Annotated in this window: 21 protein-coding genes; 16 read left to right on the top strand and 5 right to left on the bottom strand. The window is 72.1% G+C overall.

Annotated elements, in window-relative coordinates; translation table 11 throughout:
- Nucleotides 1-1,078 (bottom strand): alpha/beta hydrolase (locus AB0K92_RS30200; RefSeq protein ID WP_365928127.1); only part of this gene is annotated, 1,078 nt, incomplete at its 3' end.
- A gap of 434 nt (nt 1,079-1,512) precedes the next feature.
- Between AB0K92_RS30200 and AB0K92_RS30205 the strand changes: the two genes are divergently transcribed.
- From AB0K92_RS30205 to AB0K92_RS30275, 15 genes are all read left to right on the top strand, one after another.
- Nucleotides 1,513-1,851 (top strand): DUF1330 domain-containing protein, encoded by a 339-nt coding sequence (locus AB0K92_RS30205; RefSeq protein ID WP_365928129.1) that lies wholly within the window; start codon nt 1,513-1,515, stop codon nt 1,849-1,851.
- A gap of 136 nt (nt 1,852-1,987) precedes the next feature.
- Nucleotides 1,988-3,232 carry an alginate lyase family protein gene (locus AB0K92_RS30210; RefSeq protein WP_365928132.1) on the top strand — a complete coding sequence of 415 codons (1,245 nt, stop codon included), beginning with the start codon at nt 1,988-1,990 and terminating at the stop codon, nt 3,230-3,232.
- A gap of 88 nt (nt 3,233-3,320) precedes the next feature.
- Nucleotides 3,321-3,869, top strand: coding sequence for a hypothetical protein (locus AB0K92_RS30215; protein ID WP_365928134.1), 549 nt, complete (start codon nt 3,321-3,323; stop codon nt 3,867-3,869).
- Nucleotides 3,866-4,315, top strand: coding sequence for a hypothetical protein (locus AB0K92_RS30220; protein ID WP_365928136.1), 450 nt, complete (start codon nt 3,866-3,868; stop codon nt 4,313-4,315). The genes AB0K92_RS30215 and AB0K92_RS30220 overlap by 4 nt, the downstream gene beginning before the upstream one ends.
- A gap of 198 nt (nt 4,316-4,513) precedes the next feature.
- A complete protein-coding gene (locus AB0K92_RS30225) occupies nt 4,514-5,797 on the top strand; it encodes a phospholipase D-like domain-containing protein (protein ID WP_365928138.1) in 1,284 nt (427 codons plus the stop codon).
- Between the two features lie 167 nt (nt 5,798-5,964).
- A complete protein-coding gene (locus AB0K92_RS30230; RefSeq protein WP_365928140.1) occupies nt 5,965-7,635 on the top strand; it encodes an FAD-dependent monooxygenase in 1,671 nt (556 codons plus the stop codon).
- Between the two features lie 289 nt (nt 7,636-7,924).
- Nucleotides 7,925-8,698: a hypothetical protein gene (locus AB0K92_RS30235; RefSeq protein ID WP_365928142.1), complete on the top strand. Its 774-nt coding sequence runs from the start codon at nt 7,925-7,927 to the stop codon at nt 8,696-8,698.
- Nucleotides 8,699-8,818: 120 nt separating this feature from the next.
- A complete protein-coding gene (locus tag AB0K92_RS30240) occupies nt 8,819-9,505 on the top strand; it encodes a class F sortase (protein WP_365928144.1) in 687 nt (228 codons plus the stop codon).
- Nucleotides 9,506-9,661: 156 nt separating this feature from the next.
- Entirely contained in the window at nt 9,662-10,822 is a 1,161-nt protein-coding gene (locus AB0K92_RS30245) for a SchA/CurD-like domain-containing protein (RefSeq protein ID WP_365928146.1), read from the top strand.
- A 66-nt stretch (nt 10,823-10,888) separates the two neighbouring features.
- On the top strand, nt 10,889-11,326 hold the full coding sequence (locus AB0K92_RS30250; protein ID WP_365928148.1) for a cupin domain-containing protein: 438 nt from the start codon (nt 10,889-10,891) through the stop codon (nt 11,324-11,326).
- A complete protein-coding gene (locus tag AB0K92_RS30255) occupies nt 11,323-12,591 on the top strand; it encodes a beta-ketoacyl-[acyl-carrier-protein] synthase family protein (RefSeq protein ID WP_365928150.1) in 1,269 nt (422 codons plus the stop codon). The genes AB0K92_RS30250 and AB0K92_RS30255 overlap by 4 nt, the downstream gene beginning before the upstream one ends.
- Entirely contained in the window at nt 12,588-13,841 is a 1,254-nt protein-coding gene (locus AB0K92_RS30260) for a ketosynthase chain-length factor (RefSeq protein WP_365928152.1), read from the top strand. The genes AB0K92_RS30255 and AB0K92_RS30260 overlap by 4 nt, the downstream gene beginning before the upstream one ends.
- A gap of 27 nt (nt 13,842-13,868) precedes the next feature.
- Nucleotides 13,869-14,126 (top strand): acyl carrier protein, encoded by a 258-nt coding sequence (locus tag AB0K92_RS30265; protein ID WP_365928154.1) that lies wholly within the window; start codon nt 13,869-13,871, stop codon nt 14,124-14,126.
- Nucleotide 14,127: 1 nt separating this feature from the next.
- Nucleotides 14,128-14,607 (top strand): SRPBCC family protein, encoded by a 480-nt coding sequence (locus tag AB0K92_RS30270; RefSeq protein ID WP_365928156.1) that lies wholly within the window; start codon nt 14,128-14,130, stop codon nt 14,605-14,607.
- 20 nt (nt 14,608-14,627) lie between these two features.
- Nucleotides 14,628-14,960: a TcmI family type II polyketide cyclase gene (locus AB0K92_RS30275; protein WP_365928158.1), complete on the top strand. Its 333-nt coding sequence runs from the start codon at nt 14,628-14,630 to the stop codon at nt 14,958-14,960.
- A 90-nt stretch (nt 14,961-15,050) separates the two neighbouring features.
- Here AB0K92_RS30275 and AB0K92_RS30280 read toward each other — a convergent pair whose 3' ends face one another.
- Together AB0K92_RS30280 and AB0K92_RS30285 are read right to left on the bottom strand one after the other, a co-directional pair.
- Nucleotides 15,051-16,091, bottom strand: a complete 1,041-nt coding sequence (locus AB0K92_RS30280) for a methyltransferase (protein WP_365928160.1) — start codon at nt 16,089-16,091, stop codon at nt 15,051-15,053.
- Nucleotides 16,092-16,137: 46 nt separating this feature from the next.
- Complete coding sequence (locus AB0K92_RS30285) at nt 16,138-17,196, bottom strand: right-handed parallel beta-helix repeat-containing protein (protein WP_365928162.1); 1,059 nt, start codon at nt 17,194-17,196, stop codon at nt 16,138-16,140.
- A gap of 196 nt (nt 17,197-17,392) precedes the next feature.
- Between AB0K92_RS30285 and AB0K92_RS30290 the strand changes: the two genes are divergently transcribed.
- A complete protein-coding gene (locus tag AB0K92_RS30290; RefSeq protein ID WP_365928164.1) occupies nt 17,393-18,346 on the top strand; it encodes an AraC family transcriptional regulator in 954 nt (317 codons plus the stop codon).
- Nucleotides 18,347-18,425: 79 nt separating this feature from the next.
- On the opposite strand, the gene AB0K92_RS30295 is transcribed toward AB0K92_RS30290, so the two are convergent.
- The gene (locus AB0K92_RS30295) at nt 18,426-18,740 is read right to left on the bottom strand and encodes an ANTAR domain-containing protein (protein ID WP_365928167.1); all 315 of its coding nucleotides are present in this window, start codon (nt 18,738-18,740) and stop codon (nt 18,426-18,428) included.
- 144 nt (nt 18,741-18,884) lie between these two features.
- Entirely contained in the window at nt 18,885-19,634 is a 750-nt protein-coding gene (locus tag AB0K92_RS30300) for an endo alpha-1,4 polygalactosaminidase (RefSeq protein ID WP_365928199.1), read from the bottom strand.
- Nucleotides 19,635-19,650: the final 16 nt, after the last annotated feature.

A 19,650-nucleotide genomic window follows, 5' to 3' on the forward strand; every position in this document is an offset into this window, starting at 1 on the left:
CGAGCTGCCGTCCTTGGTCCGGATCTCGTTGTACTTCACCTGTTCCGCCGGGATCTTCATGTCCGCTAACTGGGGGCAGCGCGTCGAGCACGTCGCCCAGCCACGCGCGCCGGGCCCGCCTTGCGCGGTGGGCGAGGCGGGAGTCGGGGGCCAGGCCGTCGAAGCCGTGGCAGCCGCCGGGCCAGACGTGCAGCTCGCACGGCACCCCGCACTGCCACAGCCGCCCCGCATAGGCGACGGTCTCGTCGCGGAAGGTCTCCGCCGAGCCCACGTCGAGGTAGGCCGGGGGCAGGCCGGAGAGGTCGCGGGCGCGCGCGGGGGCCGCGTACGGGGAGACGTCCGCCCTGCCGGCGGCGCCGTCCAGCAGGGCGTTCCAGGCCGTGCCGTTCGAGACCCGGTCCCACATGCCCAGCCCTTCCATCTGCCGGCCGGAGCAGGTGCGGTCGCGGTCGTCGAGCATCGGGGACAGCAGCATCTGTGCGGCCGGTACGGGGCCGCCCCGGTCGCGGGCCAGCAGCGTCAGGCCCGCGGCGAGACCGCCGCCCGCGCTCGCGCCCACCACGACCAGCCGCTCCCGGTCCCCGCCCAGGTCCGCGGCGTGCCGCGCCGTCCACACCAGGCCCGCGTAACAGTCCTCCAGCGGTGCCGGGTGGGGATGCTCCGGAGCCAGCCGGTACTCCACCGACACGGTCACCGTGCGCAGCGACCGCGTCCAGGTCAGGACGTCCGGGGCGAGATGCCGCCGGCTGCCCGCGACCATGCCGCCGCCGTGCAGGTGGTACAGCACCGGAAGTCCCGCGCCCGGCCCCGCGTCCGCCGGCCGGCCGATCAGCAGTGTCACCTCCGGACCGCCGGGCGCCCCGGCGACCGTGCGCTCCTCCCACGTCAGTTCCCCGCCGCACCGCAGCGCCTCGTCGCCGGGCGCGCCCGCCGCCACGGCCGCCCGGACCTCGGGGATGGCCTCCGGAGTGAGCGGCGGCTGCTCGCCCAGGGCCTCCAGCACGGCCGCCACCTCCGGATCGAAGGGAACGGGCGGCGGGACGGCCGCGGTGGGCGACCAGGGCTCGGGACTCGTCATGTGACCCCTCTCCGGACGAGACGACGAGACGACGTGACATACGGGACGCCGGTACGGCCGACCATCCGGCCCGTCCGGACCTCGTCCGGACCTCGTCCGAACCCCGGCCGAACCCCGGCCGGAACCTGCTCCGGCAGCGGCGCCGTCCGCCGTCCCCCCGAAGCCTGTGCCCCGGACCGGGCCCCGGCATCCATCCCCACCGGCGATGCATCGCGCCGCCCGCCCCGCTGATCGACTTCCACCTGGGCCTCCCATCCCTGTTCGGAACATCGACCTGGGACCGCTCGGCCCCCTGCTCCCGCCTCCGTGAGCGCGATCGCCCCGAGGGCGCGACCCGAGGCGCGACCCGATTACCTCTCAGGTCATCGACTGACCACCCCGGCGGATGGAAGGGTCACAGGCACACGGAGCCCAGCCCGACCGGAAGGACCGCCATGACCGCCTACATCATCGGCCACCTGCGCGACGCCGCCCCGCACGTGGAGATCGCCGAGTACATCGAGCGCATCACCGCCACCTTCGAGCCCTACGGCGGCCGCTTCCTGGTGCACGGCGCGACGCACGAGACGAAGGAGGGCACCTGGCCCGGGGCGGTCGTGCTGATCGGCTTCCCCACCCTCGCGGACGCGCGGGCGTGGTGGGACTCGCCGGCCTACCAGGAGATCGCGCCCCTGCGTACCCGGCACATCGAGGGGGACATCATCTTGGTCGAGGGAGTGCCGGACGGATACGACCCGGCGACCACCGCCAAGGCGATACGCGACGCTCTGTGAGCCCATCGGCGGGCGAAGGTCTAGACCTTGACGCGTTCATGATGCGGCGCTAGCTTTCCCGGCCACAGCGCCATTCACGTCAGCGTGAGCTGATCACATACATGAACGTGATGTGTCGTCAGAAAGGCAACCCCCCATGCCTGGAAGAGTCCTGAGGCCCGCTCTGCTCGCGGTGGCCGGCGCACTGCTGGCCGGTGCCCTCGCGGCACCGGCCACGGCCGCCCGGCCCGCCTCCACCACCCCCACCAGCCGCGCCCTCGCCCCCGCTGCCGCCGCCGTCCCGGCAGCGCAGGCCGCCCCCGCCGTGTTCACCCACCCCGGTGTCGGCGTCAGCCGCGCCCAGCTCGACACCGTGCGCGCCCGGGTCGCCGCGGGCGCCGCCCCGCAGGCCGCGGCCTTCAGCCAGATGATGAGTTCGCGGTACGCCTCCCTCTCGTACACGCCCCACCCGCGCGCCGTCGTCGAGTGCGGCTCCTACTCCAACCCCAACTACGGCTGCACAGACGAGCGCGAGGACGCCATCGCCGCGTACACCCACGCGCTCGCCTGGTACGTCACCCGCGACGCCGCCCACGCCCGCAAGGCGATCCAGATCATGGACGCCTGGTCGGCCACCGTCCGGGACCACACCAACAGCAACGCGCCGCTCCAGACCGCCTGGGCGGCCTCCTCCTGGCCCAAGGCCGCCGAGATCATCAAGCACGTCTACGGCGACTGGCCGAACGCCGGCCGCTTCGCCACCATGCTGCGCACCGTCTACTACCCGGAAATCCAGAACGGCTCCAACTCCAACGGCAACTGGGAGTTGAGCATGATCCAGGCCATCATGGGCATCGGGGTCTTCCTCGACGACAAGACGATCTACGACCGGGCCGTCGCGCTCTACCGCAACCGCGTCCCCGCGTACGTCTACCTGACCTCCGACGGCGCCCTGCCACGCACCAAGCCGGGCGACGGACGCGACACCCGCGACGAGATCATCGCCTACTGGCACGGCCAGACCACCTTCGTCGACGGCCTCTCCCAGGAGACCTGCCGCGACTTCACGCACACCGGCTACGGCATCGCCGCCATGGCCCAGGTCGCCGAGACCTCACGCATCCAGGGCCAGGACCTCTACCCCGAGTTCGGCGAGCGGATCCGGCACGCCCTCGGCTTCCACGCCACGTACGAACTGAACCAGCCGCCGTCCTGGCTCTGCGGCGGCACGGTCACGCGAGGCCTCGGCCCGGTCACCGAGGTCGGCTACAACGCCCTGCACAACCGCCTCGGCCACGCCATGACCAACACGGAGACATACACCCTGGCCCGCCGCCCCATGGGCACGAACAACCTCTTCGTCGCCTGGGAGACGCTGACGCACGGCGACAACGTCTCCTGACTCCCGCACGCGCCCTCCCCCGGCGCGTCGACGCGCCGCCGACCGCCCTCCCACGCCCCACGGCCCCCCTCTGTGAATACTCACCGCTATGAGAGGCAACGCAGAGTGGCGGCCGTGGGTGATCGGGCTGGTCGGTGTCGCGGCGCTGCTCACGGTGGTGGCGCTGGTGGTCGGCACGGGCGCGGAGGCCGCCGCGGCCTCGCTGAGCGTGCTGATCTCCGCGAGCGCCGGGCTGCTGCGCCGGCGCGGCGGCCGTCCCGCGCGCCACGTGGGACGCGGCACGGCCCGGGGGCGCAGAGTCCTCGGCTTCTTCCTGCTCTTCTGGCTGGGCGCCCAACTCTCCGGCTCGCCGGCGTTCCTGTTCATCCGGCAGGTGACGGGGCGTCCGCCGGCGGAGATCGCCCTGATGGACCCGGCCGGGGACCTCGCCTTCGTCGGGCAGGACGCGGGCTTCCACGCCTCGATCTTCCTGCTGATCGCCGGGATCATGGCCGGACTCGACCCGGCCGGTGGCTTCCCGCGCCCGACCCGGCTGGACTTCCGCGCCCCCGACGCCTGTTGTGGGCGATGCTCCCCGCGTCCCTCGGCCGGGGACTGCTGTGGGGGACCGCCCTCGGGGTGTCGCTGGCGTTCGTGACGCCCTGGGTGGAGCTGTCCTGGTGGGTGCGGTGCGCCACGACCGGCGCCCTCGGCGTCTTCTTCGGTCTCCTCCTCGGGGCGGGCCTGGCGGTCGTGCGCTGGGCCCGCGTCCCCGCCGACCTGGAGCAGGAGACACCGCAGTCCACGGTGCGCGGCGATCGCACGGCCGCCGTCGCGCTGCTGGTGCTGGCGGTGGTGCCGCCCCTGGTCAAATGGGCCGCCACGGTCCAGGCGGACCTGGCGGACAGCACCGACCCGGCCGTCCACACCTTCGGCCGCTCGCTGCTGACCCCGGAGGCGAACCTGTCGGTCGGACTCTCCGCCGGGCTCCTGGCCGTCGCCGGCACCGCCTGGTTCGCCTACCGTGAGACCGGCCTGCGGCTCGCCGCGGCCCGGCGGCTGCCACGCCACCGCTCGCGTTCATGGAGGACGCGCGACTGCTGAGCGTCCTGCGCCGCGTCGGGCCCGTCTACCGGTTCTGCCACGCCGCGTTCCAGGACCGCGTCGTCACCGGCGTCGGCGCCGCGCCCGTTTCCCCGACGAGGGTGAACCTCCGGCCGAAGCCGCCGCCGGTGTACGCCGTCCGGGTGGATTCACCACCCGTCAGGACTTCCGCGGTTGCGGAAAGGAAGGCTCGTCTGCGTGACTCTTCTGCCCCTTCGCCCCTCGGCGGTACTGTCCGTCACCGCCACTGTCCTGTCCCTGGTGGCCACCCTCCTCGTCGGCGGCGCGACACCGGCCGCCGCACTGGACAAACCCGTCGTCGGCGGCCCGGTGTTCAACAACCCGCTGGGCACGCCGGCGCAGCGCGAGGCGATCTTCACCCAGCTGCTGCGGCTGATCGAGGCGACACCCGCCGGCGCCGAGATCCGCGGTTCCGTCTACGAGTTCGACGACCGGGACGTCGCCGACGCGCTGCTCGCCGCCCACCGCAGAGGCGTCGCCGTCAAGCTCGTCGTCGACGACTCGACCTACGTCGACGCCAAGGGCGACGAGTACGTCAACCCCTCCTACCGGGCGCTGCGGGCCGGCCTGGGCACCCGGGACACCGCCCGCTCCTGGATCGTCGTCTGCGACGACAGGTTCGAGGACGCCGACGGAGTGGACGACGTCCAGCGCGGCTGCCTGAGCGTGGCCCCGCCGCCACCGGCGTACAACCACAACAAGTTCTTCACCTTCTCCCGCATCGGCCCCTTCGACGACGGCACCGGCTACACGAAGGTCGTCTTCCAGACCTCGTCGAACCTGTCCGACTGGTACAAGACCGAGTCCTTCAACGACGCCGTCACCTTCGCGAACGGCGCCGTGTACGACGGGTACGTGACCTACCACGACCGGCTCCGCCACGGCCGCACCCTCGCCCGCGGCGACAACACGGCGTACTTCTCCACCCCGTCCGGCTCGGCCTACCAGGCCGCCTTCTTCCCGCGCGGCGACACCTCGTACCACAACCCGGCCACCGACAACGTCGTGCAGACGCTCGACGGGGTCAGGTGCGGCTACACCGACGCGGACGGCGCCCGGCGGGTCAGCGACATCCGCGTCCTCGTGTACAGCTTCTACCGCTCGCGCGTGCAGGTCGCCGACAAGCTGGCCGAGCTGCGGGGCCGGGGCTGCTGGATCGACCTCGTCTACGCCGAGAGCGACAGCACGATCACCGCCAGGCTGACCGCCGCCGGCATCCAGCACCGCCGCTGCCGCATCCCCAACGGCCCCGGCATCGACGTCCGCCCGCACAACAAGCAGATCCTCATCGACGGCAACCACAACGGCGACCTCACGCCGCGCGTCCTCACCGGCAGCGCCAACCTGACGGGCTCGTCACTGCGCTCGGCCGACGAGGCACTCGTACGGATCACCGGCGCCGGATACCACTCCCGGTACCTGAGCGAGTTCTACCGGATCCGCACCGCCTGCGGAGGCTGACGGGCGGCGGCCCGCGCCGGCCCCCGCCGGGTTCTGCCGCCGACACGGCGAACCCGGCGGGTTAAGCGGGTGAAGACTGCGCCGCACCCCCGGCTCACCGGGCATGCATGGAGGTCGCGGCCGTATCCGGCCGAACCCCTCGGACCCGACCCGCCTGGAGGCGAGTGATGAACCAAAGAGCCGATCAAGCCGACCCCACGATCCATCAGGTGCCAGTCCTCATCGTCGGCGGTTCCCTGGTCGGCCTGTCGACCTCTCTGTTCCTGGGCCGGCTGGGGGTGCGGCACACGCTGGTGGAGCGTCATGCCGGTACCTCCATCCACCCCCGCGGCCGCGGCAACAACGTCCGGACGATGGAGCTGTTCCGGGTGGCCGGCGCCGAGCCGATGATCCGGCAGGCCGCCGCCACGCTGGCCGACAACCACGGCATCCTGCAGACCCCCACCCTGGTCGGCGACGCGGGGGAGTGGCTGTTCCGGGAGATCGACCCGGGCGGCGGCCTGGCCCGGTTCAGCCCCAGCTCGTGGTGCCTGTGCAGCCAGAACGACCTGGAGCCGGTCCTGCTCGACCGCGCCGCACAGCTCGGCGGCGACCTGCGCTACGCCACCGAACTGATGTCGTTCGACACCGACGCCACCGGCGTCACCGCTCTGGTCAAGAGCCGCGAGACCGGCGAGCACACCACCATCCGCGCGGAGTACCTCGTCGCCGCCGACGGCCCCCGCAGCCCCATCCGTGAGCAGCTCGGCATCGGCCAGAGCGGCCCCGGCGACCTGTTCCACAACATCAGCATCACCTTCCGCTCCCGTCGCCTCGCCGATGTCGTGGGCGACCGCCACTTCATCGTCTGCTACCTGACCAACCCCGACGCCGACGGCGCGCTGCTGCCCGTGGACAACCGCGAGAACTGGGTGTTCCACGCCCCGTGGCACCCCGAGAACGGGGAAACCCTGGAGGAATTCACCGAGGAGCGGTGCATCGAGCACATCCGGCGCGCGGTCGGCGTCCCGGACCTGGACGTGGAGCTGACCGGAATGGCGCCCTGGCACGCCGCCGAGCGTGTCGCCCAGAGCTACGGGACGGGACGCGTGTTCCTGGCCGGCGACTCGGCCCACGAGATGTCCCCCACCGGGGCCTTCGGCTCCAACACCGGTATCCAGGACGCCCACAACCTCGCGTGGAAGCTCGCCGCCGTGCTCGGCGGCTGGGCGGGGGAGGGGCTGCTGGACACCTACGACGCCGAGCGCCGCCCGGTGGCGGAGGTGACCAGCGCGCGGGCCGCCGGACGGTCGGTCGAGCACAGCCACCCCGGATTCGCCCCGCCGCCCGGCGTCGGCGGCGGCGCCGGCGGCGGCGGACCTCAGCGCGGCATCCTCAACGTGGCCCTCGGGTACCGCTACCCGCGCGGCGCCGTGGTCGGCACCGACCCGGCGGGCCCGGTCGTCCCGGAGAGCCTCGACCTGAGCGGTGAACCCGGCAGCAGGGCACCGCACTTGTGGCTGCGGCACCAGGGCGAGCGGATCTCCACCCTCGACCTGTACGAACGGTCACTGGTGCTGCTCAGCGACGCCGCGGCGGGAAGCGGCTGGCACGAAGCCGCCGTCCGCGTCGCGGCGAGCATGTCCGTCCCGCTCCTCTCCTACCGGGTGGGCAGTGGCCCGGACGCCGAGCTGACGCCCGAGGACGGGGTCGACTGGAGCGCCTGCCACGGCACGACACCCGAGGGCGCCGTACTGGTCCGGCCCGACGGGTTCGTCGCCTGGCGAGCCCCCGGCCCGGTGTCCGACGCCGAGGCGGAACTGCGTCGCGTCCTGGGCGAGGTGCTGGACATCGCCTGACCCCTTCGGAGGCCGCGTCCCACCGGTGACCGACCGGTGACGCCCCCGAGACGACCAGCGAACCGAGCCGGCCCGCGCACCCCGCGGGCCGGCTCCTCACATGTCCGACGTCCCCTCATCTGCCCTCTGCGACGTCGCACTTGACGGGCAATCGGATGAACCGTTCACCCGACTGATCGCCCTGAGTAGCGGTGCCGGGCCGGCTGACTGACGGTTGACCATGTCGACGTCGAGTCAGGTCAGCCGTGCCAAGTGCCGGCTGCTCGACCGTCGGCGGAAGGAACCTCAGATGCGCTCTGCTCGTATGGCTGTGGCCGCCGCCGCCGCATCCGCCGCTCTCGCTCTCGCCGCGCCCGGCGCCTCCGCGGTCGGCTCCGACCACGACGACTCCTCCTACAGCAAGGAGCACACCAGCAAGGACGAGTCCTCGAAGGACTACGGCAAGGACGAGAGCAAGGAAGAGGACAAGGACAAGGACTACGGCAAGGAAGAGGACAAGGACCACGGCAAGGACAGCTCGTACGACTCCCCGCGTGGTGGAGTGCACACCGGCGGCGGTGCGCTGACCATGCTCAACGAGGACGAGTGGAACAAGGACTCCGGCTCCTCGAAGCACACCGAGGACAGCCACTCCTCGGACTCGGAGAAGGACTCGTCGGACTCGTACAAGGACTCCTCGGAGAAGGACTACGAGAAGGACTCGGAGAAGGACTACGAGAAGGACTCGGACAAGGACTACGAGAAGGACTCGGAGAAGGACTACGACAAGCCGCGCGGTGGCGTGCACACCGGCGGTGGCGCCCTGGTCATGGTCAACGAGGACGGCTGGGGCAGCAAGGACTCCGAGTCGTCGAAGGACAGCCACTCCTCGGGGTACAAGGACAGCGAGCACGGCAAGGACTCCTGGGGCGGCGGCCACGACAAGCCCCGCGGCGGGATGCACACCGGCGGCGGCGCCCTCGCCGCTCCGTCGGTGACCGCGGGCGGGCTGGGCGTGCTGGCCGCCGCCGGTCTCGGCCTCTACGTGGTGCGCCGTAAGAAGTCGGCCCAGAGCCTGGTCTGACCCATGCCCGGTGCGATAGCCGCTGCGGCCGCCACGCGCGCGTCGCGTGGCGGCCCGGCCGGCTCCGGCCCCCGTACCCCGTTCGCCCTCCCGCACTGCCCCCAGTGAGGTGGTTTTCCGATGGCACCCGGTCCGTCCGCCCCCGCCGACCAGGCAGCGCCCCCCACCGGGCCGAAACACCGCCTCGGCGTGATGGTGATGTGCGCCGCGGCCTTCCTGGTCATCCTCATGAACCCGGCGGAGGACGAGAAGACCATCGAGCCCCCCCGTCCGCCGCAGGCCGCCCCGGCCGGCGCGTCGGCCGGGGCCCCGACCCCGGCCGCCGAGAAGCGGGAAGGGCCCGCCCGCAAGCATCTGCCGCGATCGAGGCCCGTGCGCCTGCTCATTCCGAAGATCTCGGTCGACGCCCCCTTCACGGACCTCGCCATCCTCCCCTCGGGCCAGCTGGAGGCCCCGCCCCCCGACGACACCAACCTGGTCGGCTGGCACGCCAAGGGGCCATCGCCGGGGGAGATCGGCACCTCGATCATCGCCGGGCACGTCGACACGAAGACGTCGGCCGCCGTGTTCGTCGGGCTCAGCGCACTGGAGAAGGGCGACGTCTTCCACGTCGAGCGCGCCGACGGGCGCAAGGCGTCCTTCGTCATCGACCACGTGGAGACGTTCGAGAAGGACCGCTTCCCCAACGACCGTGTGTACGGCGACACGGGCCAGGCCCAGGTCCGGCTGATCACCTGTGCGGGTGACTACGACCGCCAGGCGAAGGACTACACGGAGAACCTCGTCGTCTTCGCCCACCTCATCTGAGCCCCGCCCCGCCTTTCCGGACCTGTGAGCGCAGCGGTCACCCGCGTAGTTCATACGAGTCGCGCTCCTCAGGGGACGGGCACAGGATCGAGAAACGCCGACGTCGCTCACCGTGACCGACGTTCACCCCCGCCCCTAGAAGGAGATGTGCGCAGGATGACCCTTACGTCCGAGCGTGTTTCGGGACCGCAGACCCGTCAGGTGTCGCAACGTGTCTCCCAGTCCGTGTTCGACGGCTCCAGGCTCCGCGTCGTCCTGCTCGTGGACGTCTACGACGGTGCTCAGCAGCAGTTCCTGGAGGCCTATGAGCACCTGTGCAGCCAGGTCACGTCCGTCCCCGGCCATGTGAGCGACCAGCTGTGCCAGTCCATCGAGAACCCCTCCCAATGGCTCATCACCAGTGAGTGGGAGAGCGCCCCGCCATTCCTCACCTGGGTGAACAGCGAGGAGCACGTGCGGATGGTGGCACCGCTGCACAGCTGCGTCCGCGACACCAGGTCGCTTCGCTTCCACATCGTCCGCGAGACCGACGGCCCGGCGATGGACGTCGAACCGCGCAGGGGCCGGCTCCAGGCGGCGCCCAGGATCGGTGACGGTGTCATCCGTCACGCGCTCACCTTCACGGTCAAGCAGGGCAGCGAGGAGACCGTCGCGAAGATCCTCGCCGCCTACGCCTCGCCCGAGCCGCGCGTCGACGACACCACCCGGCTGTGCCGCACCTCCCTGTTCATGCACGGCAACCGCGTCGTGCGGGCCATCGAGGTGCGGGGCGACCTGCTCGCCGCGCTGCGCCACGTCTCCAAGCAGCCCGAGGTACGCGCCGTCGAGGAGGCCATCAACCCCCACCTGGAGCAGCGCCGGGAGCTCGACGACGGCGAGTCCGCCCGCGCCTTCTTCACCCGCGCGGCGCTGCCCGCCGTACACCATGTGACCGCCGGCCGGGAGACCCCGGACGCCGTGCGGAACGCGCTGTACTACCCGGCCCGCGAGGGCTGCGGCCTGCGGCTGGCCGAACTGCTCGCCCGGCAGGACGAGGTGGCGGCGGACGATCCGCGCAGCCCGGTCCTGCGCAGCACCATCTTCCAGCGCGACGACGTCGTGATGCGGCTCATCGACGTCCAGGACGGGCCCGGCGCCGACCCCGCTCTCGTGCTCGGCCTCGGCGACCGCGGACAGGCGGCCGAGGTGACGGCACTGCTCGACGCGAAGGCGCTCGGCGTGGACGCCTCCACGCTGACCGAGGCCACCCCGGCCCGCCTGCTCACGCTCGCCCGTATGGAGCTCGTCACCGACCGCCGCGCGGAGACCGAGGTCTGATGCGTCAGCGCACGGCCGCGGCGGCCATGCCGCCGCGTCGATGCGGCACCCGATCGGAGGAAAGTCGTGATCAAAGCCAATCCCAGAATCGTGCATCTCAGCGAGGTCGAGCCCAACACCCGGCGCGGTGGCGACCTGCGCGCCATGCTCACCCCGGCCACGGTCGGCTCCACCAGCGGCTTCATGGGCGTGGCCATCGTGCAGCCCGGGGACCGCATCGGTGAGCACTACCACCCGTACTCCGAGGAGTTCATCTACGTCGTGTGCGGGCAGCTGGAGGTGGACCTGGACGGCGAACCCCACCCGCTCCAGCCCGAGCAGGGCCTGATGATCCCCGCCTACATGCGGCACCGCTTCCGCAACGTCGGCAACGTCGAGGCCCGGATCGTCTTCCACCTCGGTCCGCTGGCCCCGAGCCCGCCGCTCGGCCACGTCGACACCGAGGAGACCGACGCGGTTCCGGTCGCCGCCGACGCGGCCGCCGAACGTCAGGTCCGGTCATGACCAGGCGCGTGGCGGTCACCGGCATAGGCATCGTGGCCCCGGGCGGGATCGGCGTACCGGCGTTCTGGGACCTGCTGTCCCACGGGCGCACGGCGACGCGCGGCATCACCTTCTTCGACCCGTCCGGCCTGCGGTCGCGGATCGCCGCCGAGTGCGACTTCGACCCGGCCGCCCACGGACTGGACGCCGAGGAGGCCGCGCGCTGCGACCGGTACATCCAGTTCGCGCTGGTGGCCGCCGACGAGGCGGTGCGGGACTCCGGCCTCGACCTCGCCCGGGAGAACCCGTGGCGGGTCGGTGTCTCCCTGGGCACCGCGGTCGGCGGCACCACCCGCCTGGAACACGACTACGTGCTGGTCAGCAGTCGCGGGCAGCGCTGGGACGTGGACCACCGCGAGGCGGAGCCGCATCTGCACCGCGCGTTCTCGCCCAGCACGCTCGCCTCGACGGTGGCGGAGCGGTTCGGGGCGAGCGGACCGGTGCAGACCGTCTCCACGGGCTGCACCTCCGGGCTGGACTCGATCGGCTACGCCTTCCACACGATCGAGGAGGGCCGGGCCGACGTGTGCATCGTCGGCGCCTCCGACTCGCCGATCTCGCCGATCACGATGGCGTGCTTCGACGCGATCAAGGCCACGTCCCCCAACAACGACGACCCCGCGCACGCGTCGCGCCCCTTCGACGCCGACCGCGACGGTTTCGTGATGGGGGAGGGCGGCGCCGTCCTCGTCCTGGAGGAGCTGGAGCACGCCCTGGCCCGCGGGGCGCGCGTGTACTGCGAGGTCGGCGGCTACGCCACCTTCGGCAACGCCTACCACATGACCGGTCTGACCAGGGAGGGCCTGGAGATGGCCCGGGCCATCGAACTCGCCCTGGACCACGCCCGGCTCGACCCCACCGCGATCGACTACGTCAACGCGCACGGCTCGGGCACCCAGCAGAACGACCGGCACGAGACGGCCGCCGTCAAACGGGCCCTGGGACAGCACGCCTACGACACGCCCATGAGCTCCATCAAGTCCATGGTGGGCCACTCCCTCGGCGCCATCGGATCGATCGAGGTCGTCGCCTGCGTGCTGGCCCTCGCCCATCAGGTCGTACCGCCCACCGCGAACTACGAGACGCCGGACCCGGAGTGCGACCTGGACTACGTGCCGCGCGTCGCCCGCGAACGACGACTGGGCAGTGTGCTCTCCGTGGGCAGCGGGTTCGGCGGTTTCCAGTCCGCGGTGATCCTGACCCGGCCGAGGGAGAGAACACCATGAGCGAACCGCATCCACGGCGCGCGGCCGTCACCGGAATCGGCGTGGTCGCGCCCAACGGAATCACCACCGAGACCTTCTGGAAGGCCACCAAGGAAGGCATCAGCGTCCTGGACCGGGTCACCCGCGACGGATGCGAGCACCTGCCGCTGAAGGTCGCCGGCGAGATCCGGGAGTTCGAACCGTCGGCGGCCGTCGAGGAGCGCTTCCTCGTCCAGACGGACCGGTTCACGCACTTCGCGCTGGCCGCCGCCGACATGGCCCTGGACGACGCGCGGCTCGCCCGCGCCGACATCGAGCAGGCGCCGTACTCCATCGGCGTCGTCACCGCGGCCGGCTCCGGCGGCGGCGAGTTCGGCCAGCGCGAGCTCCAGCAGCTGTGGGGCAAGGGCAGCCGCTACGTCGGGCCGTACCAGTCCATCGCCTGGTTCTACGCGGCCAGCACCGGCCAGATCTCCATCCGCCGCGGCTTCAAGGGACCCTGCGGGGTGGTCGCCGCCGACGAGGCCGGCGGCCTGGACGCCCTCGCCCACGCGGCGCGGTCCGTCCGGCGCGGCACCGACGTCGTCGTGGCCGGATCGACGGAGGCCCCCCTGGCCCCCTACTCGGTGGTCTGCCAGCTCGGCTACCAGGAGCTGAGCACCGCCGACGACCCGGCCCGCGCCTACCGCCCGTTCACCTCGGCGGCGTGCGGATTCGTCCCCGCCGAGGGCGGCGCCGTACTCGTCGTGGAGGACGAGACCACGGCGCTGGAGCGAGGTGCGCAGGTGCGGGCCCACCTGGCCGGGCACGCGTCGACCTTCACCGGGGCCTCCCGCTGGGAGCAGTCCCGCGAGGGGCTGGCGCAGGCCATCCGCGGCGCCCTCGACGAGGCGGGCTGCGCCCCCGAGGAGATCGACGTGGTCTTCGCCGACGCGCTCGGCGTGCCCGACGCGGACCGCGCCGAGGCACTGGCCATCGCCGACGCCCTCGGCGCGCACGGCCGGCAGGTGCCCGTCACCGCCCCCAAGACCGGTATCGGCCGCGGCTACTGCGCCGCCCCGGTGCTGGACGCCGCGGCGGCGGTGCTCGCGATGGAACAGGGCGTCGTCCCGCCCACCCCCAACGTGTTCGACATCTGCCACGACCTCGACCTGGTGACCGGCCGGGCCCGCGCCGCCGAGCTGCGCACGGCCCTGGTCCTCAGCCGAGGCCTCATGGGATCGAACTCGGCCCTGGTGCTGCGCCGCGGCACCGCCGACGCCGCGCAGTGAGGCGTCACAGAGCAAAGGAGAAACCGAATGAGTGACCGCATCACCGTGGAAGAACTGGCCGAACTGATCAAGAAGTCCGCCGGGGTCACCATCCCCGCGCCGGAACTGGAGCAGCAGCAGGACACCGGCTTCGAGGCCTTCGGCATCGACTCGCTGGGCCTGCTCGGCATCGTCGGCGAACTGGAGAACCGGTACGGCACCCCGATGCCGCCCGACGCCGAGCGCTCCAGGACGCCGCGGCAGTTCCTCGACCTCGTCAACAGCGCGCTGCTCGCGGGAGCCTGAGATGGCCGGACACACACAGAACGAGATCGTCATCGCCGCTCCGGTCGACCTCGTCTGGGACATGACCAACGACGTGGCGAACTGGCCGAACCTGTTCAGCGAGTACGCCTCCGCGGAGATCCTGTCCCAGCAGGGGAACAAGACCACCTTCCGGCTCACCATGCACCCCGACAAGGACGGCACGGTGTGGAGCTGGGTCTCGGAACGCGAGACCGACCGCGCCGCGCTCTCCGTCCGCGCCCGCCGCGTCGAGACCGGCCCCTTCGCGTACATGAACATCCGGTGGCAGTACGAGGAGGTGCCCGAGGGCACCCGCATGGTGTGGACCCAGGACTTCGAGATGAAGCCGGACGCCCCGGTCGACGACGACTGGATGACCGACAACATCAACCGCAACTCCAAGGTCCAGATGGCGCTGATCCGGGACCGCATCGAACAGGCCGCCGCGGAGCGCGAGCCCGTGCCGACCCTGACCGACTGAGCGCGACGGAGCACACGACCATGCACCAGACCCTGATCGTCGCCCGGATGGCCCCCGGATCGGCCCCCGACATCGCCAAGGTGTTCGCGGAGTCGGACCGCGGCGAACTCCCGCATCTCATCGGGGTGTCCCGGCGCAGCCTGTTCCAGTTCGACGACGTGTACCTGCACCTCATCGAGGCGGAGCAGGACCCGGGACCCGCCATCGCGAAGACGGCCGGGCACCCGGAGTTCCGGGACATCAGCGAGCGCCTGTCGGCGTACGTCTCCGCGTACGACCCGGCGACCTGGCGCTCCCCGAAGGACGCGATGGCGAACTGCTTCTACCGCTGGGACCGGGACGCCACCGCCTGAACCGTCGCCGCCCCGCCGGTCGCCGGACACGCCGTGAGGCGTGCCCGGCGACCGGCGGTCGCGCGACGCGCGCGGGCCACGGCACCCGCCTCAACGGGCGTCGCGGGCCGGGACGACGCAGTCGAACGCGTGCAGATACGGGTTCACCGGCTGGATGTCGTCGATGACCAGCCCCGCCCCGGTGAGCCGGCCCACCATGCTCTCCGTGGTGTGCTTGGCCCCGCCGACGTTGAGGAGCAGCAGCAGGTCCATGGCCGTGCTGAACTTCATCGAGGGGGTGTCGTCGACGAGGTTCTCGATGACCACGACCCGCGCTCCCGGGCCGCCCGCCTCGATGACGTTGCGCAGCGTCCGGGCCGTGCTGTCGTCGTCCCACTCCAGGATGTTCTTGATGATGTAGACGTCGGCCCGCACCGGGACGGCCGCCCGGCAGTCGCCGGGCACGATGCGCACCCGGCCGGCGAGCGCGCCGCCCGGCCGCAGCCGCGGATCGGCGTTCTCCACCACGCGCGGCAGGTCGAGCAGCGTCCCGTGGAGCGAGGGGTACTTCTCCAGCAGGCTCGCCACCACATGCCCCTGCCCGCCGCCGATGTCGGCGACCGACGCGCTCCCCGAGAGGTCGAGGAATTGCGCGACGTCGCGCGCCGACTGCATGCTGGAGGTCGTCATGGCCCGGTTGAAGACGTCCGCGGACTCCGGGGCGTCCTCGTTGAGGTAGGTGAAGAACTCCTTCCCGTACAAGTCCTCCACGACGTTGCGGCCGGTGCGCACCGCCTCGTCGAGCTTGGGCCACGCGTCCCAGGTCCACGGCTCGGTGCACCACAGGGTGATGGCGCGCAGGCTGTGCTCGTCGTCCTCGCGCAGCAGCCGGGACATGTCGGTGTGGGCGAACGTGCCGTCCTCCCGCTCGGCGAACACGCCGTAGCAGGTGAGGGTCCTCAGCAGCCGCCGCAGCGGCTGCGGTTCGGTCTTCACCGCCGCCGCCAGGTCCTCCACGGCCTGCGGGGAGTCGCCGAGCGCGTCGGCGACGCCCAGCCGGGCGGCCGCGCGGAGGGCGGCGGCGCACGCCGCCCCGAACACGAGCTCCCGCAGCCGCATGGACGGCGGTGGGGCGGTCTCAGCGGTCGTCATGCGCCGCCTTCCTTCCGGGGTTCAGCGGTCGGCCGGGGCCGGCCGGTCAGCACAGGCCCGCGGGCCGGGAGGCACCGCAGGTGTTGGCGACGAAGGTGTTGCCCTGGCCGGTGTCCGCGTTGACGAGGTCGGCCGGGGCGTTGTCGCGCAGGGTGTTCTCGGTGATCCGGTTCCGCTCGCTGGTGGTGCCCACCATGCTCTTGAACAGGACGATGCCGCCGGACATCGGGGAGTTCCCGGCGTTGCCCGTGATCACGTTGCGGGTGATCAGGGTGTCCTCGGCGCCGGTCAGGACGACGCCGGAGCCCTGGAGGGCGTCCAGGCGCGCGGTCTTCGGGCAGGACTTGTTGTTGCGCAGGATGTGGTTGTCCCGCACGGTCAGGGCGCCGGCGCGCGGCTTGTTCTCGTCGCCGACGATGAACACGCCCGCACAGTTGCCGGTGACGTGGTTGTCCGCGACCGTGAGGTTGCGCAGCCGGCGGACGGTGAGCCCGATCCGGTTGCCCTCCAGCCGGTTGCCCGCGACCACCGCGCCCCGGGTGTCGGCGGCGCCCTCCTCGGCGTTGACCGTGTTGGCGAGGAACAGGCCCGCGTCGCCGTTGTCGCGCGCCGCGTTCTTGCGGAACACGCCGCGCACCGAGTGCTCCTGGGCGATGCCCCACACCCCGTTGGCGACCGCCGCGACGTTGCGCACGGTCAGCCGGTCCGTGGCGTCGGCGTACAGCCCGGTGCGGGGGAAGCCGGTCACCGTCAGGTCGGCGACGGTGACGTCCTCGAGCGCGCGGTCGGCCGTGCCGGTCACGCAGATGCCGTTGCCGGCGTCGGCGCAGCTGTGGGCGGCCTTGTCCGCGCTCGGCTTGATCACGGTACCGCGCCCCATACCCCGGAGGGTCAGTCCGGGCGTGGTCACCTTGACGCTCTCGTGGTACGTGCCCGTGGTCACCAGGACGGTGTCGCCCGGCGCGGCGTCGTCGACGGCCTGCTGGATCGATTCTCCGGGGAAGACCAGATGGGTCCGGTGCTCGGCGACCGGCGGGGCGGCACCGAGTCCCACCCCGACGAGCGCGGCGGCGCACGCGAGGTATGTGATATGGCATTTCGTCATATCGCGCACGATATGACCTGATATGCGGATGGAGTGCCGATGGTCCATCCGACGGCGTGTCCCGCACGCCGCCGCCCGGCGACCGCCCCGGCCGCGGCCACCGCACGGCACCACCACGACCGGCGCGCACCGGGGTGTTCCTCCCGCTCGATCGGGGCAGGAGTGACGTTCGGTGCTAGTCAGGACGGTGACGTGGATGGCCTCGCTGGTGTTCGAGAGCGACGACCTTGACCTCACGGAGGACTTCCTGTGCCGGGCCTACGCCCGGATGACGATCGGCAGCGGCAGTCCCGGCGACAGCAGGGCCCGCATCCGCCGCGACACCCTGCCGTCGGTCAGCGTCGACGAGATCGACCTGGGCTTCGACATGAGCTACGCGGTGACACCGCTCGGCCGGATCTGCCTGTGCCTGGTCCACGAGGGCACCGTCCGCGACCACGCCTACCGGGGGGTGCGGGACGACTTCGGCCCCGGCGACCTGGTCCTCTTCGCGCCGCCCGACGCGCCGTACAGCGGGCAGATCCGCACCGCCCGCTACAACATCACCATGCTGGAGCCCGCCCTGCTGGACCAGATCGCCGCCACCGCGGGGCAGCGGCGACCGCAGCCCGTGCGGCTCACCGGACACCGGCCGCACTCGCCCGCCGCGGCCCGCCACCTGCGCAACACCATCCTCTATCTGCGCGACCACGTCCTCGCCGACCCGGCCGTCGCGGAGCAGCCGCTGATCGCCGCCACCGGCGGCCAGCTGCTCGCCGCGAGCGTGCTGGCGGCCTTCCCGAACACCGCGCAGACCGAGCCGGCCGCGCAGGACCGCACCGACGCCCACTCGGCCACGGTCCGGCGGGCCGTCGCCTACATCGAGGACCACGCCGACCAGCCGCTCACCGTCGCCGAGATCGCCGCGGCCGCCCACGTCACCATACGAGCCCTGCAGTACGCCTTCCGCCGCCACCTCGACACCACCCCCCTCGCCTACCTGCGCCGGGTGCGCCTCGCGCAGGTCCACCGGGAACTGCGCGCGGCGAGCCCGCTCACCACGACCGTCGGGGAGATCGCCGCCCGCTGGGGCTTCGCCCACCCCGGCCGCTTCGCCGCCCTCTACCGCGAGGCCTACGGCACCAGCCCCTCCGCCACCCTGCGAGGCTGACCCCGGCCGGCGCCCTGTCCGGCCGCGCGCCCTGCCCGGCGGGGCCGGCCCGGCGTGCCGGCCCCGCTCCGGCCGGGATTCAGTCCCGCGCGGGACCCGGGACGTGCCTCGCCCGGTCCAGCGCGGCGTTCAGGGCCTGGCGGATCTCCGGCGGCAGCCACTCGCAGCGCGGCCACTGCACGATGTGGTCCGCCACCTCCCGCAGTTTGATGTTCGTGTGCTGGGATACCTCTTTCAGGACGTTCCAGGCCGTATCGGACGACAGTCCGCCCAGCGCGATCACGACGCCGATCGCCTGGTCGATGACGGCATGGGAGACGACGGCGCGCCTGAGCTGCTCGACCTCCTCGTGAAGAGCGATGATCCTGCGCACGGAATGGTCCTGTTCGAGCATGAGGTCCCGTTCCCTGAATGACAGCCTGCCGGTCACCGTCCTTTTGCCCTGGTTACGCGGCGGCAGAAGTACGCGAAACGAACACCTGCCGCGGCGGTGGTCCCGAAAACGAAGCGGGCTCAGGCCGGCCCGCGGCGGGCGGTGTCAGCACGGCCTGCGCCAGCGGTCCAGCTCCGGTCTCTTCAGCATCGACGACAGCCGCAGCTTCCGGGCCACCGGGCAGAAACGGGCCGTCGGCTCGACGTACTCCACGTGGAAGACCGCCTTGCCCGCCGCGATGAACGGCTCCAGCAGCGCGCACTCGTCGTACTGCGCGCACTCCTCGTTGACGGCGAAGTCGAAGTCGTCCAGCAGCTGCGGGATCTGGGGCAGGTCGTTCTTCAGGCCCACGGCCAGGCCGCGCTCGTGGGCGATGTCCGCGATCATGCGGTTGTAGCGCAGCTGGTCGCGCGCCGTGAGCGGGAAGCCGGTGTCGTTGCCGTAGCCCTCCACCAGATCCGGCTCCACCGCGTCGAAGCCCTTGTCCCGGCACATGTCGAACCGGCGTTCCATCAGGGGGCGCAGGAGCGACACCCGGCGGATGTCCAGCCACCGCTCGCCGCGCCAGCCGTTGGGCCGGCCCAGCACCGAGCGGGGGAAGGCGTGCCGGTCCGGCCGGAAGTCCTCCCAGGCGCCGACGTTGACGTAGCAGATCACCTTGCGGCCGTCCTCGTGCAGCCGGGCCACGTCGGCGGCGGTGTTCTCGAAACCGTCGATGTCGTACACGGGCACGTCCACGGACGGATCGACCCGGCCGTCGAGCTGCCACTGCCACGCCAGCCCGGGACGCGGCTGCCACACCCCGCCGTCCGGGCGGCGGCCGCCGCCGTCCGCGCAGGCCCCGAGGAGCAACACGAGGACGAGGGCGACG

The sequence above is a fragment of the Streptomyces sp. NPDC052687 genome (assembly GCF_040678395.1).
In the GTDB taxonomy this organism is placed as follows: Bacteria; Actinomycetota; Actinomycetes; order Streptomycetales; family Streptomycetaceae; genus Streptomyces.

What these genes read in the sequence shown, in the direction of transcription:
- AB0K92_RS30240 (WP_365928144.1), top strand. Translation starts at nt 8,819, where the DNA reads ATGGCACCCGGTCCGTCCGCCCCCGCCGACCAGGCAGCGCCCCCCACC.
- AB0K92_RS30280 (WP_365928160.1), bottom strand. Translation starts at nt 16,091, where the DNA reads ATGACGACCGCTGAGACCGCCCCACCGCCGTCCATGCGGCTGCGGGAG.
- AB0K92_RS30270 (WP_365928156.1), top strand. Translation starts at nt 14,128, where the DNA reads ATGGCCGGACACACACAGAACGAGATCGTCATCGCCGCTCCGGTCGAC.
- AB0K92_RS30255 (WP_365928150.1), top strand. Translation starts at nt 11,323, where the DNA reads ATGACCAGGCGCGTGGCGGTCACCGGCATAGGCATCGTGGCCCCGGGC.
- AB0K92_RS30295 (WP_365928167.1), bottom strand. Translation starts at nt 18,740, where the DNA reads ATGCTCGAACAGGACCATTCCGTGCGCAGGATCATCGCTCTTCACGAG.
- AB0K92_RS30210 (WP_365928132.1), top strand. Translation starts at nt 1,988, where the DNA reads ATGCCTGGAAGAGTCCTGAGGCCCGCTCTGCTCGCGGTGGCCGGCGCA.
- AB0K92_RS30290 (WP_365928164.1), top strand. Translation starts at nt 17,393, where the DNA reads ATGGCCTCGCTGGTGTTCGAGAGCGACGACCTTGACCTCACGGAGGAC.
- AB0K92_RS30285 (WP_365928162.1), bottom strand. Translation starts at nt 17,196, where the DNA reads ATGACGAAATGCCATATCACATACCTCGCGTGCGCCGCCGCGCTCGTC.
- AB0K92_RS30260 (WP_365928152.1), top strand. Translation starts at nt 12,588, where the DNA reads ATGAGCGAACCGCATCCACGGCGCGCGGCCGTCACCGGAATCGGCGTG.
- AB0K92_RS30235 (WP_365928142.1), top strand. Translation starts at nt 7,925, where the DNA reads ATGCGCTCTGCTCGTATGGCTGTGGCCGCCGCCGCCGCATCCGCCGCT.
- AB0K92_RS30265 (WP_365928154.1), top strand. Translation starts at nt 13,869, where the DNA reads ATGAGTGACCGCATCACCGTGGAAGAACTGGCCGAACTGATCAAGAAG.
- AB0K92_RS30215 (WP_365928134.1), top strand. Translation starts at nt 3,321, where the DNA reads ATGAGAGGCAACGCAGAGTGGCGGCCGTGGGTGATCGGGCTGGTCGGT.
- AB0K92_RS30245 (WP_365928146.1), top strand. Translation starts at nt 9,662, where the DNA reads ATGACCCTTACGTCCGAGCGTGTTTCGGGACCGCAGACCCGTCAGGTG.
- AB0K92_RS30230 (WP_365928140.1), top strand. Translation starts at nt 5,965, where the DNA reads ATGAACCAAAGAGCCGATCAAGCCGACCCCACGATCCATCAGGTGCCA.
- AB0K92_RS30205 (WP_365928129.1), top strand. Translation starts at nt 1,513, where the DNA reads ATGACCGCCTACATCATCGGCCACCTGCGCGACGCCGCCCCGCACGTG.
- AB0K92_RS30275 (WP_365928158.1), top strand. Translation starts at nt 14,628, where the DNA reads ATGCACCAGACCCTGATCGTCGCCCGGATGGCCCCCGGATCGGCCCCC.